Annotated in this window: 9 protein-coding genes; 5 read left to right on the top strand and 4 right to left on the bottom strand. The window is 71.8% G+C overall.

Annotated elements, in window-relative coordinates:
* Positions 1-55: 55 nt before the first annotated feature.
* A complete protein-coding gene (locus ACGFJ2_RS19035; RefSeq protein ID WP_357947709.1) occupies positions 56-829 on the top strand; it encodes an enoyl-CoA hydratase-related protein in 774 nt (257 codons plus the stop codon).
* A 160-nt stretch (positions 830-989) separates the two neighbouring features.
* On the opposite strand, the gene galK is transcribed toward ACGFJ2_RS19035, so the two are convergent.
* Positions 990-2,102 carry a galactokinase gene (gene galK / locus ACGFJ2_RS19030; RefSeq protein ID WP_357947712.1) on the bottom strand — a complete coding sequence of 371 codons (1,113 nt, stop codon included), beginning with the start codon at positions 2,100-2,102 and terminating at the stop codon, positions 990-992.
* Between the two features lie 43 nt (positions 2,103-2,145).
* Here galK and ACGFJ2_RS19025 point away from each other — a divergent pair, with 43 nt between their 5' ends.
* Complete coding sequence (locus tag ACGFJ2_RS19025; RefSeq protein ID WP_393469848.1) at positions 2,146-3,135, top strand: 1-aminocyclopropane-1-carboxylate deaminase/D-cysteine desulfhydrase; 990 nt, start codon at positions 2,146-2,148, stop codon at positions 3,133-3,135.
* On the opposite strand, the gene ACGFJ2_RS19020 is transcribed toward ACGFJ2_RS19025, so the two are convergent.
* From ACGFJ2_RS19020 to ACGFJ2_RS19010, 3 genes are all read right to left on the bottom strand, one after another.
* Positions 3,060-3,734, bottom strand: coding sequence for a DUF6766 family protein (locus ACGFJ2_RS19020; protein ID WP_393469845.1), 675 nt, complete (start codon positions 3,732-3,734; stop codon positions 3,060-3,062). The genes ACGFJ2_RS19025 and ACGFJ2_RS19020 overlap by 76 nt on opposite strands.
* A gap of 79 nt (positions 3,735-3,813) precedes the next feature.
* Entirely contained in the window at positions 3,814-4,224 is a 411-nt protein-coding gene (locus ACGFJ2_RS19015; RefSeq protein ID WP_358174090.1) for a hypothetical protein, read from the bottom strand.
* Between the two features lie 37 nt (positions 4,225-4,261).
* Positions 4,262-4,807, bottom strand: a complete 546-nt coding sequence (locus tag ACGFJ2_RS19010) for a hypothetical protein (protein ID WP_357947724.1) — start codon at positions 4,805-4,807, stop codon at positions 4,262-4,264.
* 123 nt (positions 4,808-4,930) lie between these two features.
* Here ACGFJ2_RS19010 and ACGFJ2_RS19005 point away from each other — a divergent pair, with 123 nt between their 5' ends.
* From ACGFJ2_RS19005 to ACGFJ2_RS18995, 3 genes are all read left to right on the top strand, one after another.
* Positions 4,931-10,087 carry a tetratricopeptide repeat protein gene (locus ACGFJ2_RS19005; RefSeq protein ID WP_393469841.1) on the top strand — a complete coding sequence of 1,719 codons (5,157 nt, stop codon included), beginning with the start codon at positions 4,931-4,933 and terminating at the stop codon, positions 10,085-10,087.
* 61 nt (positions 10,088-10,148) lie between these two features.
* The gene (locus ACGFJ2_RS19000) at positions 10,149-10,877 is read left to right on the top strand and encodes a helix-turn-helix domain-containing protein (protein ID WP_358174084.1); all 729 of its coding nucleotides are present in this window, start codon (positions 10,149-10,151) and stop codon (positions 10,875-10,877) included.
* A complete protein-coding gene (locus ACGFJ2_RS18995; RefSeq protein WP_393469839.1) occupies positions 10,874-13,366 on the top strand; it encodes a PEP/pyruvate-binding domain-containing protein in 2,493 nt (830 codons plus the stop codon). Before ACGFJ2_RS19000 ends, ACGFJ2_RS18995 begins: the two co-directional genes overlap by 4 nt.
* The last annotated feature ends 22 nt before the right edge of the window (positions 13,367-13,388 follow it).

Genomic DNA, 13,388 nt, shown 5'->3' with positions numbered 1-13,388 from the left:
CGCTGGTCGGAGGGTTGTCTTGCCCTTCATCGCTAGAATATGATTCTGTTGCCCTATGGCGGAACTCGTTCTCTCCTCGGCCGATCAAGGCGTGCTCACCCTGACCTTCAACCGTCCCGACCGGCTCAACGCCTGGACGGACGCGATGGGCCGGTGTTACTTCGACCTCCTCCAGGAGGCCGAGAAGGACCCGAACGTGCGGGCCATCGTGGTGACCGGCGCGGGCAAGGGATTCTGCTCGGGCGCCGACTTCCAGACGCTCAGCGCCATCCAGACCGGAGACTACGACGAGACGCCGGACCCGCGCCCCAACACCTTCCCCACGACCATCGCCAAGCCGATCATCGCCGCCGTCAACGGCGCCTGCGCCGGTCTGGGTGTGGTCCACGCGCTGGCCTGCGACCTGATCTTCACGGCCGAGGACGCCAAATGGACCACGGCCTTCCCGCGCCGCGGCCTGATCGCCGAATACGGCCTGTCGTGGATCCTGCCCCGCCTCATGGGCCAGCAGAGAGCCATGGACATCCTCCTGTCGGGGCGGGTCTTCACCGGCGCGGAGGCCTACGAGCTCGGCCTGGCCAACCGCTCGGTCCCGGGCGACGCGCTGCTCGCCACAGCCCAGGAGTACGCCCTGGAGCTCGCCACCCACAGCTCCCCGGCCTCCATGGCCGTCATCAAGCGTCAGGTCTGGAACGACTGGGACATCACCCTGGACGAGGCGGCCAAGACGGCGACCCAGGAGATGCTCGCCTCCTTCAACCGCCCGGACTTCGCCGAGGGCGTCGCGAGCTTCCTGGAACGCCGCCCGCCGAACTTCCCGCCCTTGTAATCAGAGGGGTTCCCGAAGACCACGCAGAAGATGTCCGTGCGCACGTTGCGGCGGCGAGCCGGTGAACCGGAGGAGCGTGCCCCTGGACGGGCCCCGGCCCCGGTTGGCGGGTGGGGCCCACCGGGCCTGCCGTAACAAAAGATGTTGATCTAAAGAGAAGTCAGGAAATACGCCGAGCACCCGAAGAGGGGGTGGCGGGGAGGAAGCGGGGGGCCTGCCAGCCGCGCTCGGCGTAAGCCGCGCTCACCGACTCCTTCACGGCCTCCAGGCGCTCGTCGGACACCAGCGCGATCGCCGAGCCGCCGAAGCCGCCCCCCGTCATGCGGGCGCCCCGGGCGCCGCCGCGCAGCGACGCCTCCACGGCCAGGTCCAGCTCCGGCGACGACACCTCGTACTGGTCGCGCAGCGACAGGTGGGAGGCGTTCAGCAGCGCCCCGATCTCCGTGATCGCCCCGGCCCTGAGCAGGCCGATGAGTGCCTCGACGCGGTGGTTCTCCGTGACGACGTGCATCGTGCGCTTGCGCTCGGCGCCCTGCAGCTGGTCGAGGGCCCCGGCCAGGTCCGTGACGTCGCGCAGCGCCGCGACACCCAGCTTGCGGGCCGCCGACTCGCACTCCGCGCGGCGCTTGGCATACTCGCCGCCCGCGTGCTCGTGGTGCACCTGCGTGTCGATGATGAGGATGGTCAGCCCGTGCGCGGCCAGGTCGAGCGGGATGTTGCGGGAGCCGAGCGAGCGGCAGTCGAGGAACAGCGCGTGCCCCTCGGCGCTCAGCGCGGACGCCGCCTGGTCCATGATGCCGCACGGCATGCCGACGAAGTCGTTCTCCGCCCGCTGGCTGAGCAGGGCGAGCTCCATGGGCGTCATGCCCAGGTCGTACAGGTCGTTGAGGGCCGAGGCGATGGCCACCTCCAGCGCGGCGCTCGAACTGAGCCCGGCGCCCTGGGGCACGTCGCCGTCGATGGCGATGTCGGCGCCGCGCACCCGGTCGCCCAGCATCGCCAGGACGCCGACCACGTAGCGGCTCCAGCCCTGCGACTCCTCGTGACTGGAGATCACCAGCGGGTCGCCGGACGACTGCAGGGACAGCAGCCGGATCGTGGCGTCCTCGCGCGGGCTGACGGCCGCCGTGACGCCCCACGGCACCGCGAAGGGCAGGACGAAGCCGTCGTTGTAGTCGGTGTGCTCGCCGATCAGGTTGACGCGGCCGGGCGCGTGCCAGACCGTCCGCGGGTCGGCGCCGAAGGCGGCCCGAAAAGCATCGACAACGCGCATAATCCAACACTCCTCAACAAAGGTCCGACCGTAGACTAGCGCCATGGAGGAGTTGGTGGATCCGGCGCTCGCCTCTGTCCGGGTCTTCCTGGTCCGCGACGACAACAAGGCCCGCAAGCTCAAGTACAACCTGGGCCATCCTCGCGTGCTCACGTTCGGCGGTGCCTACTCCGGTCACATCAGGGCTGTCGCGGCGGCCGGGCGCCGGGATGGGTTCGCGACGATCGGGGTGATCCGGGGTGAGGAGACGTTGCCGCTCAACCCGTCGCTGGCGTACGCGGAGTCCTGCGGCATGCGGCTCACCTATCTCGACCGGGGGACATACCGCCGCAAGCACACCCCCGAGGTGCAGGCCGCGCTGCGCGAGCAGTGGGGTGACGTGGCGATCCTGCCGGAGGGGGGCAGCAACGCGGCGGCCGTACGCGGGTGCGCCGAGTTGCCCGGCGAGATCGGCGGCGACTACGACGTGATCTGCTGCGCGGTCGGCACCGGCGGCACCCTGGCCGGGATCGCCGCCGGGTTGCCGGAGGGCCGGCGGGCGATCGGGTTCGCGGTGCTCAAGGGGGCCGGGTTCCTCGACGATGAGGTGGCGCGCCTGCAGCGCGAGGCTTACGGGCGCGTGTGGCCGAACTGGTCGGTCAACCTGGACTACCACTTCGGGGGCTACGCCCGCTCGACTCCGGTTCTCGATGACTTCATCGCGAAATATCGGGTCGAGGGGGTGTATGTCGGGAAGATGCTCTACGGCGTCTTCGACCTGGTACGGCAGGGCGTCTTCCAGCCGGGCACCCGCATCGTCGCGGTCGTCACCGGTGAGCCGTGGAGCCCGGCGACCGACCAGCTAGGGAGCCCGGCGACCGACCAGCTAGGGAGCCCGGCGACCGACCAGATAGGGAGCGCGGTGACCGATCAGGCGTGGAGCCCGGCGATCGATCAGACCTCGACCCTGGCAACCCATCAGCCCTCGACGCCGGTCCAGGAGTGCGGCGCGCCCACCGGCTTGGACTCCGGCGATCCCCGCTGCCGTAGGTAGATCGACAGCGCCACCATGGAAAGCACGGCGAGCAGCTCAGACTGCCAGTTCTGCAGGCTCCGGTTCCAGAACTCCGGCGAGGTGAAATAGGCGCCCCACGAGACCGGATCCCGCAGGTCGAGCAGCCGCTGCGAGTTGTACGTCGCCACCCCGGCCACCGACTGCGCCAGCCACGACAGCACGAAGACGATCCCCATCACCAGCCCGAGCGAGTTGCTGTACAGCTGGAGCCGAAGCCCGCCGGCCCGCGCCCAGGCCGGGGAGTCGGGCCGGGCGTGGCGGCCGACGAGTTGCTTCTCGTCCGATTCCAGACCCGCCTCCTTGGGATCCTTGGACTCCGGCGAACCCTTCTGCACCAGCCAGATCGTCATCGTGATGAACAGGAAGAACTGCAGGTATTCGGACTGCCAGTTCTCGGCCACGTCCACGGCGAAGTCCGAGGACGTCACGTACGTGAAGACCGGCACCGGTTCCCCGCCGTTGACCAGCTGCTGGTCGTTGAACTGGCCCGTCCCCGCGATGGCCTGCCCGGCCAGCGTCAGCAGGAACATCACCAGGAACGCCAGCGACAGCCCGTTCTCCTTGATCTTCTGCTTCATAGGCGGACCAGTCCTGTCGTGAAGAACCAGATCAAACCGGTCGCGATGACGATGAGCGTGATTGTGAACATCACCCGCATCAGCTCTCCACCTCGCAGTCATAGGGGCGGTCTCCCTGCGGGCGGCAGCTCGCGGCCGTGACCCGCCACCCGTCCTGGTAGTGGTGGAGGAAGAGCGTGTCGCCCGCCAGCCGTACCTGGGCGTCGTCGCCCCAGACCTGCGCCGAGGTGACCGGTCCGGCGGCGCCCAGCTTGAGCTCGCGCAGCGCGTCGGCGCACGTCTGGCCGGGGTCGGGCAGCTTCTCCGCGGTCTGCTGGGAGAGCAGCGCGCAGGCGGCGTCCTCCTGGTGCGCGGCGAGGGCGGCGTGGAAGCGCTCGGCCGTGCGGGCCGGGGCGGTCGCGTCCACCGCGCAGCCCGCGGTCAGCGAAATCGACAGCACGGCACAGCCCGCGAGCGACGAAATCGACAGCACGGCGCGCACCATTCTCATGCGCCCCCCGCTACCCAGTTATGTGGCGGGCATGCTGTCAGCCGAGTTGGTCGAGGATGGGGGTGACCAGCTGGTTCAGCTCGCGTACCAGCACCGCCAGGGCCCGCGCCGCGCTCTGCTCGACCTCGTCATGCGGGCCCTCGGGCTCCGGCGGCAGGTCGTCGAGCGGCACCGGCACCTCGACCAGCAGCGTCGCCCGCAGGAACGGGATCCTGGCCAGGTCCTGCTGCGTCGGCTCGACGTACTGCCCGAACGTCTCCTGCCAGCCCAGCCAGCCGCGGTCGCGCCACCAGGCCCGTGAGCGGGTGAGCTCCTCGGGCAGCGGCGAGACCAGCCGGATCCGCGCGTTGAGCGTGCCGTCCCACGTGTTGCGGTGGCAGGTCGCCTCAAGGATGCGGCGGTCCCAGCGCACGTAGCCGGGGTTCAGCGACGGCGGCGTGGCCAGCCGCCAGGCCGCGCAGGCGAACCTGACCGGCGCGATGTCGCCCCACTCGAACTCTTCGAGGTTCTTGCGCACGTGTACGGCATAGCGCCCGTCACGATCCCTGTCGAACTCCTGGTCGATCCAGAACGCTTTAGCCATGGCCCCTACGCTACGGCGCTCCGAACCGGGATGGTCGGAAGGTCCCGAGATCGGGGAACGTGCTGTGACCAGAGCGACACATGTGTAGCTTTTTCACAGTATTAAATGACTGGGGAGTGCAATATGGAGTCAGAGCAGCTGGCCGCGGCGATGAAGTGCTGGGAAGCGGGGGATCCCGACGCGGCGGCCGTGCTGTTCAGGGAGATCGCCGCCGCCGGCGATCCCGAGGCGTCACACCTGCTGGCCTGCCTGCTGGAGGAGCAGGGCGATCTCGACGGCGCGGAGGCCGCGCACCGGTCGGTGATCCTTTCCGGCGATCCGGTCTTCGGGCAGCGCTCGGCCATCGCCATGGGCATGATGCTGGTCGCCGCCCGCGAATGGCCCGCCGCGCACCGGGTGCTGATGATCGCGTGCGACGGCGCCGACTTCGAGGTGGCCGCGCTCGCCGAGACGGCGCTGGTGCTCGTCCTGACCGAGCTGGGCGATGTCGAGGGCGCGAAGGAGGCGCTGGAGCGGGCGCGCCGGTGCGACAGTCCCGCCGTGGCCGCGATGGCCGCCCAGCTGGAGCTGCCCGACTTCGCCCCCCAAGATCCGGGTACGGCGCGTGACCTGTTCGAGCTGGCGGACAGCGAGGACGACTACCGTGAGCTGCTGACCTGTGGCGATCCCGATGTGGTGTCGCTGTCGGCGTTCCGGCTCTACCGGATCCACGCCGACGAGGGGGATCTCGCGGCCGCCCGTGAGGTGTGCGAGCACGCGATCGCCGTGGGACACCCCGACCACCTGGCCACCGCCCACCGGCTGCTCGGCGCGGTCCTGGTCGATCTCGGCGAGTACGCCGAGGCGGCCGCCTCCTACGCCGAGGCCGCCGAGGACCCCAGGCCCGAGGAGCGGCTGCCCGCGCTCATCGAGCAGGCCAAGGTGACCGCGCAGCTCGGCGACGTGGCGGCGACGAAGGCGATCTTCCACCGGGTGGTCGCCAGCGGCCAGCGGGAGTACGCCGTCGAGGCCCAGGCGTGCCTGGCGCAGATGCACACCGAGGCCGGAGAGGTGGCCGAGGCGCTCGCGGCGCTGCGGGCCGTACTGGAGGCGGGGGAGTCGGACTGGTCCTCGATCTCCATCACGCTGCTCGGCCTGCTGCTCGACCGGCACCCGGACGAGCGGGGGAGCGTCATGGCGCTCGTGGCCGAGGCGGCCGAGCACGACGACCCCGACGCGGCGTTCAAGGCCGCGCTGCTGCTCGACCACGCGGCACGGCAGCAGCCGCTCGCCGACCCGGTGGAGGAACAGGCGCTCCTGGACGTCGACGAGGCGCTGCGCCACCTGCAGGCGGGCGACCTGGCCGGGGCGCGACGGCTGCTGCGCGGCGCCATCGACTCCGGCGCCGCCACGCAGTCGGTCCGGGCCATGATGACGCTGGCCGAGCTGGAGCTGGGCGAAGGTGATCGGGAGCAGGCCGACGAGCTGCTGTCGTACGTCGCCGAGGGCGACGACCTGCTGCAGGGCTTCAGCGCCGAGTTCTTCCTGCATCTGCTGCGCGAATCGGGCGACGAACCGCACCCGGTGCTGCGGGCGGTCATCGACCACCAGCGCCTGGGCAGGGAGGAGGGGCTGGTCCGCTACCGCGAGGCCATGGAACACCCCGCGACGGCCGCCATCGGCACCGCGGTGTTCGCGCAGGTGCTCGCCTCCATCGGGTACGACCTGTCGGACGCGGCCCGGCTGTTCCACGCGGCGGCCGACTCGGGTGACCCGCTCGCGCTCTCCTATACGGCCACCATCTTCAAGGACGTCCTGGTGAACCAGGGCCAGAGCGAGGAGGCGGTCGCACTGCTGCGCCGGGCGCGGGCCGACGGGCATCCGGTGCTGGCGGCGTGGGTGGCGTACGGGCTGGGTGAGCTGCTCGGTGAGCGCGCGAACGAGTCCGGCGAGGGCGGCTCTGACGGTTTCGGTCAGGACTCCGACGGGGGTGTGGACGCGGGTACGCGCGAGCATGACCTGGCTGAAGCGCGGGCCGCGCTGACCGCCGCGATGGAGACCGGCCACCGGGGGCTCCGGCTCGAGGCGGTGGGCGCGCTGCTCGGGCTGTTCGAGCGCCAGGGTGACCTGCTGGCCGCGTGCCGCCTGCATGAGCGGCTCGTCGCCGAGGGCGACCCGGTCCAGGCGCCGCGTCACGCGTGGCTGCTCGGGCTCACCCGGGTACGGATCGACGACCTCGACGGCGCGCGGGCCGCGTTCGGCCGTGTTCCGGAGTCTCACCCGGAAGAGGGGGAGACGGGAAGCTACGCCCGGTTCCTGCTCGACCGTGACTTCCGTGCGGCGGCTGCGGCGTTCGAGGCGATCGCTGATGACGGCAGGTCGTGGATGGCGTCCATGCTCGCTCTGCAGGCCGCGCACGCGTGGCGGCGGCAGGGCGAGACGGCCGCTGCCGACGGGTCGCTGTCCTTGCTGGTCGGCGCCGGTCACCCGGACTTCCGGCAGGAGGCGGCCTGCTACCTCGCCGCCCTGCGCCACGACGCCGGTGACGCGCACGGTGCGATCGCCGCCTGGCAGCAGGCGGTGGCCGGTCCTGACGAGCGCCTCGCCGCCGTCGCGCGGCGCGACCTCGGCCGGGCCTGGCACGCGCTCGGCGACCTCGACGCGGCGGCGCGGACGTACCGAGAGATACTCGCCGGGGACGACGGGGCGCATGTGGCTGAGGCCGCGCTGCGGCTGGGGGAGATCCTGGTCGCGACCGGCCTGCCCGGCGAGGCCCGTGAGGTGCTGCGGGAGGCGTTCGGCGAGGTGGCGGCGGCCCCGCGGCTGGCCCGGCTGCTGCGTGACGGCGGCGACCTGGACGGAGCCCTCGTGGCGGCGGCCACCGCGGTGCGGACCGGGCCGGACGAGGAGGCGGCGGAGGCCGAGTGCCTGCTGGGCGGGCTCCTCGCGCGGACCGGCGACCTCGAGGGCGCGCGGGCGGCGTTCGAGCGGGCCGTGGCGATCGATCCTGAGGCGGCGGGGGCCACGCTGCTGGAGGCCGGGCGCCACCTGGAGGAGGCGGGTGACCCGGAGGGCGCCCGCTCGGCCTACGAGCGCGCGGCGGCCCAGGACGCGGACCCGCGGGCCGCGGCCACGGCCCGGGTCCGGCTCGGTACGGCGTCGCCGGAGGAACGGCCGTGGGTACTGGCCGCCGAGGGCGACCGGCAGGGCGCGCTGGCGGCGCTGACCGAGCTGACCGGGTCGGCGCCGATGGCGGGGCTCCTGCTCGCGCTGGACGCCGGCGACATAGCCGAGGTACGCCGTCTGCTGACGGAATCCCACGCGACCGCGACAGCCGGGGTCCTTGCGGAAGGAGCGCTCACCGAGGCGAGCGAGTTCCCCGCGAGCCGAGCTGAGGCGAGCGGGTTCCCCACCGATGACGCGTTCGCCGAGACGCTGGAGATGGCCAGGGCGAGCCGCGACGAGGACTTCGCCAGGGCGCTCTACCAACTGGTCATCGAGGTGGGCGACCCCCAGTGGGCCGCGCGCGCCGGTCTCGGGCTCGGCGCCGAGCTGGCCGGGGACGGTCAGCACAGCCAGGCCGAGCTGTGCTTCCTGCCCGCGACCGAGAGCGACGACGACGAGATCGCCCTCATGGCGTGGCGCAACGTCTCCGTCGTCCGACGCCGGCGCGGCGACCTGGACGGAGCCGCCGAGGCGCTGCGGGCCGCGCTGCCGGCCACCGCCGTCGAGCTGGCCGCCCTGCTGGAGGAGCGCGGCGACCTGGCGGGCGCCGGTGACGTGCTCGAGCGTGGCGCCGCGGCCGGCGATCTCGCCTGCCGGTGCCACCTGCTCGTCAACCTGCTCCAGCGGCAGGAGTACGCGGCCATCGCCGCCGAGGCCGAGCTGGCCGTCGGCACCGGCGATCCCGAGACGGTGGCCATGGGCTACTGGGTGTGGGGCGACGCGCGCAAGGCGACGGGTGACCTGGCGGGCGCGGTCGACATGTACCGCAAGGGGATCGACACCGGTCAGCAGATCCCCGGCATGCGCGCCGATCTCGCGGAGGCCCTGCACGCGCTGGGCGACAAGGCGGCGGCCGTCGGGCAGGCGCGGCTGGCCGTCGAGTCGGGTGAGGCCGACGCCGCGGCCAGGGGCGGCATCCAGCTCGGCTGCTGGCTGCACGAGGACGGTGACCTGCTCGAGGCGGCCGAGGCGTTCGGCGCCGCGGCGGGGACCGGGTCCGCGCTGGCCCAGACCGCCCTGGACAACCTGAACACCCTGGCCTACCAGGCGTACGAGCGGGGCGAGCACGCGCTGGCCGTACAGGTGCTGGCGCATTCGGGGCCGCACGCCGGTGCCAAGGCCAGGGAGCTCGCGGAGCTCTGCGACGACCCCGAGGCCGTCCACCTCTACTACGAGCTGGTCGGCTCCGACGCCTTCACCGAGCTGGGGGTGGCCGAGCGGCTCGCCGAGCTCGGTGAGACGGAGCGGGCGCGGGCCGTCTACGAGCGGCTGAACGAACACGAGGATCCCGATGTGCGGTTCGTCGCGGGCGGCAGGCTGCTGGCACTCCTCGACGCCGAGGGCGACTCCGCCGCCTTCTACAGCCTGGCCGAACAGCAGGCGGGGGACGCCGACAGCCCGGTGCGGTCGGTGTTCGGCAGCCTGCTCGGCATGCTCCAGGGTCGCCAGGGCGACACCGAGGCGTCGTTGCGCACGCTGCGGGAGGCGGCCGAGGGCGGTGAGCCCACCGCCCTGAGCGTGCTGGCCCAGGCCCTGGTCGGGACCGGAGAGGTGGCCGAGGGCAGGCAGGTGTACGAGCGGGTGCTGGGCGCGGGCGACGAGGAGCTGGCGGCCAGGGCGATGGTCGCGCTCGGCCACAGCTACCACGACGAGGACGAGGACGAGGCCCGCAAGTGGTACATCCAGGCGGTGAACTCGGGCACGGGGCACGTCAGCGCGCTCGGGGCGATGTACCTGGGGGCGCTGGCCAAGCGGGAGCGGGACTTCCCGGAGGCGCTCGGCTGGTACCAGCGGGTCATCGACTCGGGAGACACCGAGTCGGGCATGGCGGCCGCGCATCTGGGGGAGCTCTGTTACTGGCTGAACGACCGCGACGGGGCCGTGCGCTACTACGAGCTCACCCTGGGGTTGACCGAGCAGCCCGAGCTGGTCGCCGAGGCCGCCTTCCGCCTGGGGGAGATCCGGTACGCCCACGGCGACCTCACCGTGGCCAGGCGGATGCTCCGGCTCGCCGCCGGCACCGACGACTCGACGTTCGCGGCCGACGCCGAAGAGCTCCTGGCGAAGCTGGGGTGAACTTGCGGTTAATTAAATGACTGCATAGTCTCATCTAGTCAAACATTTGAGGTGAGACGAGATGGCCAGAGTGGGACGGCCCCCGCAGGATCCGAAGCGTCAGCTGGAGCGGGCGCACCGGATTCTCGACGCCGCCGCCGAGCTGTGCCTGCGCTGGGGCTACGACAAGACGACCATCGACGACGTGGCCCGGCAGGCAGAGGTCGCCAAGGGCACGATCTACCTGCACTGGAAGACCCGCGAGATGCTCTTCGCGGCGCTGATCCGCCGTGAGCGGGTCCTTCTGGTGCGCGAGGTCCGCGAGCGCGCGCCCGCGGACCTGCGCGAGCTGCTCCGGGAGCTGGTCGGCGGGCTCTTGCGCCGGCCGTTGATGAGGGCGCTGATCCTGGACGACTCGGAGGTGTTCGGCAAGCTCAGCAGGCAGAAGAAGAGCAGCCAGACCACGCTCGATCTGGGCGCCGCGTTCGGGACCTACCTCCAGGACCTGGCCGGGCGGGATGTGCTCCGCTCGGACCTGACTCCCGCCGAGCACCTCGCGACCCTCGCCTCGGTCATCTACGGGTTCCTGCTCACGCAGAACATGATGCCCGAGCAGATGCGGATGCCGGAGGACCGGCTCGTCGAGCTGGTCGCCGACACCGGCGTCCGCGCGATGGGCACCGGCGCCACGCTGTCGGACGACGACGCGCGGGCCGTCAGGCTGGCCACTCTCGGCTACCTCGACACCATGGAGGAGATCGCGGAGCGGAAGCTCGCGCTCTCCCTGGGCGCTAAGGAGCGTGTCACGTGAGGGTGCTACTCCCTCTCGACGATGCCGCCGCGGACCTCGCGACAGTGGGCGGAAAGGGCGCTTCCCTGGCCAGGCTGACCAGGGCAGGACTGCCCGTTCCCGGCGGTTTCCACATCACCACCGAGGCCTACCGGGCCTTCGCCGCGGACTTCCGCGACCGGATCCTCGACGCGGCCGCCGCCGGCGACGCCGCCGGGATCGCCGCCCTGTTCGCCGGGCACGACATGCCCGCCGCCGTCGCCGCGGAGATCCGCACGGCATATGAGGCGATGGGCGATGACGTGCCGGTGGCCGTCCGCTCGTCCGCCACGGCCGAAGACCTGCCCGGCATGTCGTTCGCCGGACAGCAGGACACCTACCTCAACATCAGGGGCGAGGCGCTGCTCGACGCCGTCAAGCGCTGCTGGGCGTCGCTCTGGAACGCCCGCGCCATCGCCTACCGCGAGCAGAACGGCGTGCCGCACGACGACGTGGCGCTGGCCGTCGTCGTGCAGGAGCTCGTGGACGCCGACGCGGCCGGCGTCATGTTCACCGCGAACCCGGTCAACGGCGCCCGCGAGGAGATCGTCATCAACGCCTCCTGGGGCCTGGGCGAGGCGGTCGTCGGCGGCCAGGTCACCCCCGACACCGTCGTGGTCCGCCACGGCGCCGTCACCGAGTCGCGGATCGGCGACAAGACCGTCATGACCGTACGCACGCCGTCCGGCACGCGCGAGGAGCCCGTGCCCGAGGAGCTGCGGCGCCGGGCCGTCCTCGACCCGGCGCAGGCCGCCGAGCTGGCCGGGGTCGGCTCGCGCATCGAGGAGCTGTACGGCACGCCGATGGACGTCGAATGGGCCAGGCGCGACGGCTCGTTCTTCATCGTCCAGGCCCGCCCGATCACCGGCCTCAAGCAGCCGGTCGAGGAGTGGAACGACAGCCTCAAGGGCGAGAACCTGTGGACCGGCGGCAACCTCGGCGAGGCCATCCCCGACGTGATGACGCCCGTGACCTGGTCGTTCGTCCGCATGTTCATCCATGAGGCGATGGCCGCCTCGGCGCTGCCCGGATTCGACCTGGTCGGCAACATCGGCGGCCGTTTCTACATGAACCTGAGCGTCATGTACACGATGGCCGTCTCGCTCGGCATGCGGTCACGGCTGAGCGCCGTCGAGCAGATCTTCGGCAAGCTGCCGCCCGGCCTCGACGTGCCGCTGCTGAAGGTCTCCCGCTGGGAGATCCTCAAGAAGGTCGTGCCGCTGGGGATCGACATCCAGAAGCGCGTCCGTACGAACCTCAAAGGCATGCCCGCCTTCCTCGCCACCGCGCGGCGGCAAGCGGAGGAGCTGCGCGCCCGCGTCGCCACCATGGAGACCGGCCCCGAGCTGGCCGCCCTGTGGGAGCGCGAGATCGAGCCGTACGTCGTCACCAGCTGCCGCATGCTGGAGGCCGCCGGCCGGCAGGGCGGGGCCACACTCGTCTACACCCGCGACAAGCTGCGCAAGATGATGGGCGACGTCGACGCCGAAGCCATGCTCACCGGCGTCAACATCGACGGCGAACTGGCCAGCCTCGGCCCGGTCATCGGGCTGGGCAGGCTGGCCAGGGGAGAGATCGACCGGGACACCTTCGCCCAGCTGTACGGGCATCGGGGGCCCCACGAGTTCGAGGTCTCCATTCCGCGTCCCGGCGAGGATCCGGCGTGGATCGACGCTCAGCTGGCCGGGCTCCGTGACGTGAGCGCCGACACCGAGGCCCTCCTCGCCCGCCAGAAGAAGGCGCGCGAGGAGGCGTGGGCACGCTTCGCCCAGCGTTACCCCCGCAAGGAAGCCAGGATGCGCGACCGGGTCACCAGGTGGAACAAGGTCGTCCGCGACCGCGAGACCGCCCGGTCGGAGAACATGCGGGCGTTCTGGGTGCTGCGCGCCTTCGTGCTGCGGGCCGGGGAGCTCACGGGGCACGGCGACGACCTGTTCTTCCTCTACCTGGAGGAGATCCTCGGCCTCCTGCGCGGCGACACGTCCGCGTTGGAGCGGGTTCCGGCCCGGCGGGCGACCTACGAGATGTACGCGGCGCTGCCGCCGTACCCGACGCTGATCGTCGGCCACTTCGACCCGGTGCGCTGGGCCGCCGACCCCGACCGGCGCGGCGACATCTACGACGCGCGCGGCGGGAGCGCGCCCGTCAGCGACACGGTCACCGGCTTCCCCGGCGCGCCGGGCATCGTCGAGGGCGTCGCCCGGGTGATCTCCTCGCCTGAGGACGGCGACCGGCTCAAGCCCGGCGAGATCCTGGTGACGACGCTGACCAACATCGGCTGGACCCCGATGTTCCCGCGCGCCGCCGCCGTGGTCACGGACATGGGGGCGCCGCTGTCGCACGCCTCGATCGTGGCCCGCGAGCTGGGCATACCGGCGGTGGTCGGCACGGGGAACGCGACGATGCGGCTGCACGACGGCGACCGGGTCCGGGTGGACGGTGAGGCGGGCACGGTCGAGTTGCTGGGCTGAGGGGTGCTCGGGGCGGCCATGG

This window comes from Nonomuraea sp. NPDC049028 (genome assembly GCF_043197735.1).
Lineage (GTDB): Bacteria > Actinomycetota > Actinomycetes > Streptosporangiales > Streptosporangiaceae > Nonomuraea.
Note: the sequence above shows the minus strand (reverse complement) of the source record. Positions and strands in the feature narration are given on the sequence as shown.

Bases quoted from the DNA above. Each gene is read 5' to 3' on its own strand.
- ACGFJ2_RS19035 (WP_357947709.1), top strand. From the start codon at position 56: ATGGCGGAACTCGTTCTCTCCTCGGCCGATCAAGGCGTGCTCACCCTG.
- galK (WP_357947712.1), bottom strand. From the start codon at position 2,102: ATGCGCGTTGTCGATGCTTTTCGGGCCGCCTTCGGCGCCGACCCGCGG.
- ACGFJ2_RS19025 (WP_393469848.1), top strand. From the start codon at position 2,146: ATGGAGGAGTTGGTGGATCCGGCGCTCGCCTCTGTCCGGGTCTTCCTG.
- ACGFJ2_RS19020 (WP_393469845.1), bottom strand. From the start codon at position 3,734: ATGAAGCAGAAGATCAAGGAGAACGGGCTGTCGCTGGCGTTCCTGGTG.
- ACGFJ2_RS19015 (WP_358174090.1), bottom strand. From the start codon at position 4,224: ATGAGAATGGTGCGCGCCGTGCTGTCGATTTCGTCGCTCGCGGGCTGT.
- ACGFJ2_RS19010 (WP_357947724.1), bottom strand. From the start codon at position 4,807: ATGGCTAAAGCGTTCTGGATCGACCAGGAGTTCGACAGGGATCGTGAC.
- ACGFJ2_RS19005 (WP_393469841.1), top strand. From the start codon at position 4,931: ATGGAGTCAGAGCAGCTGGCCGCGGCGATGAAGTGCTGGGAAGCGGGG.
- ACGFJ2_RS19000 (WP_358174084.1), top strand. From the start codon at position 10,149: ATGGCCAGAGTGGGACGGCCCCCGCAGGATCCGAAGCGTCAGCTGGAG.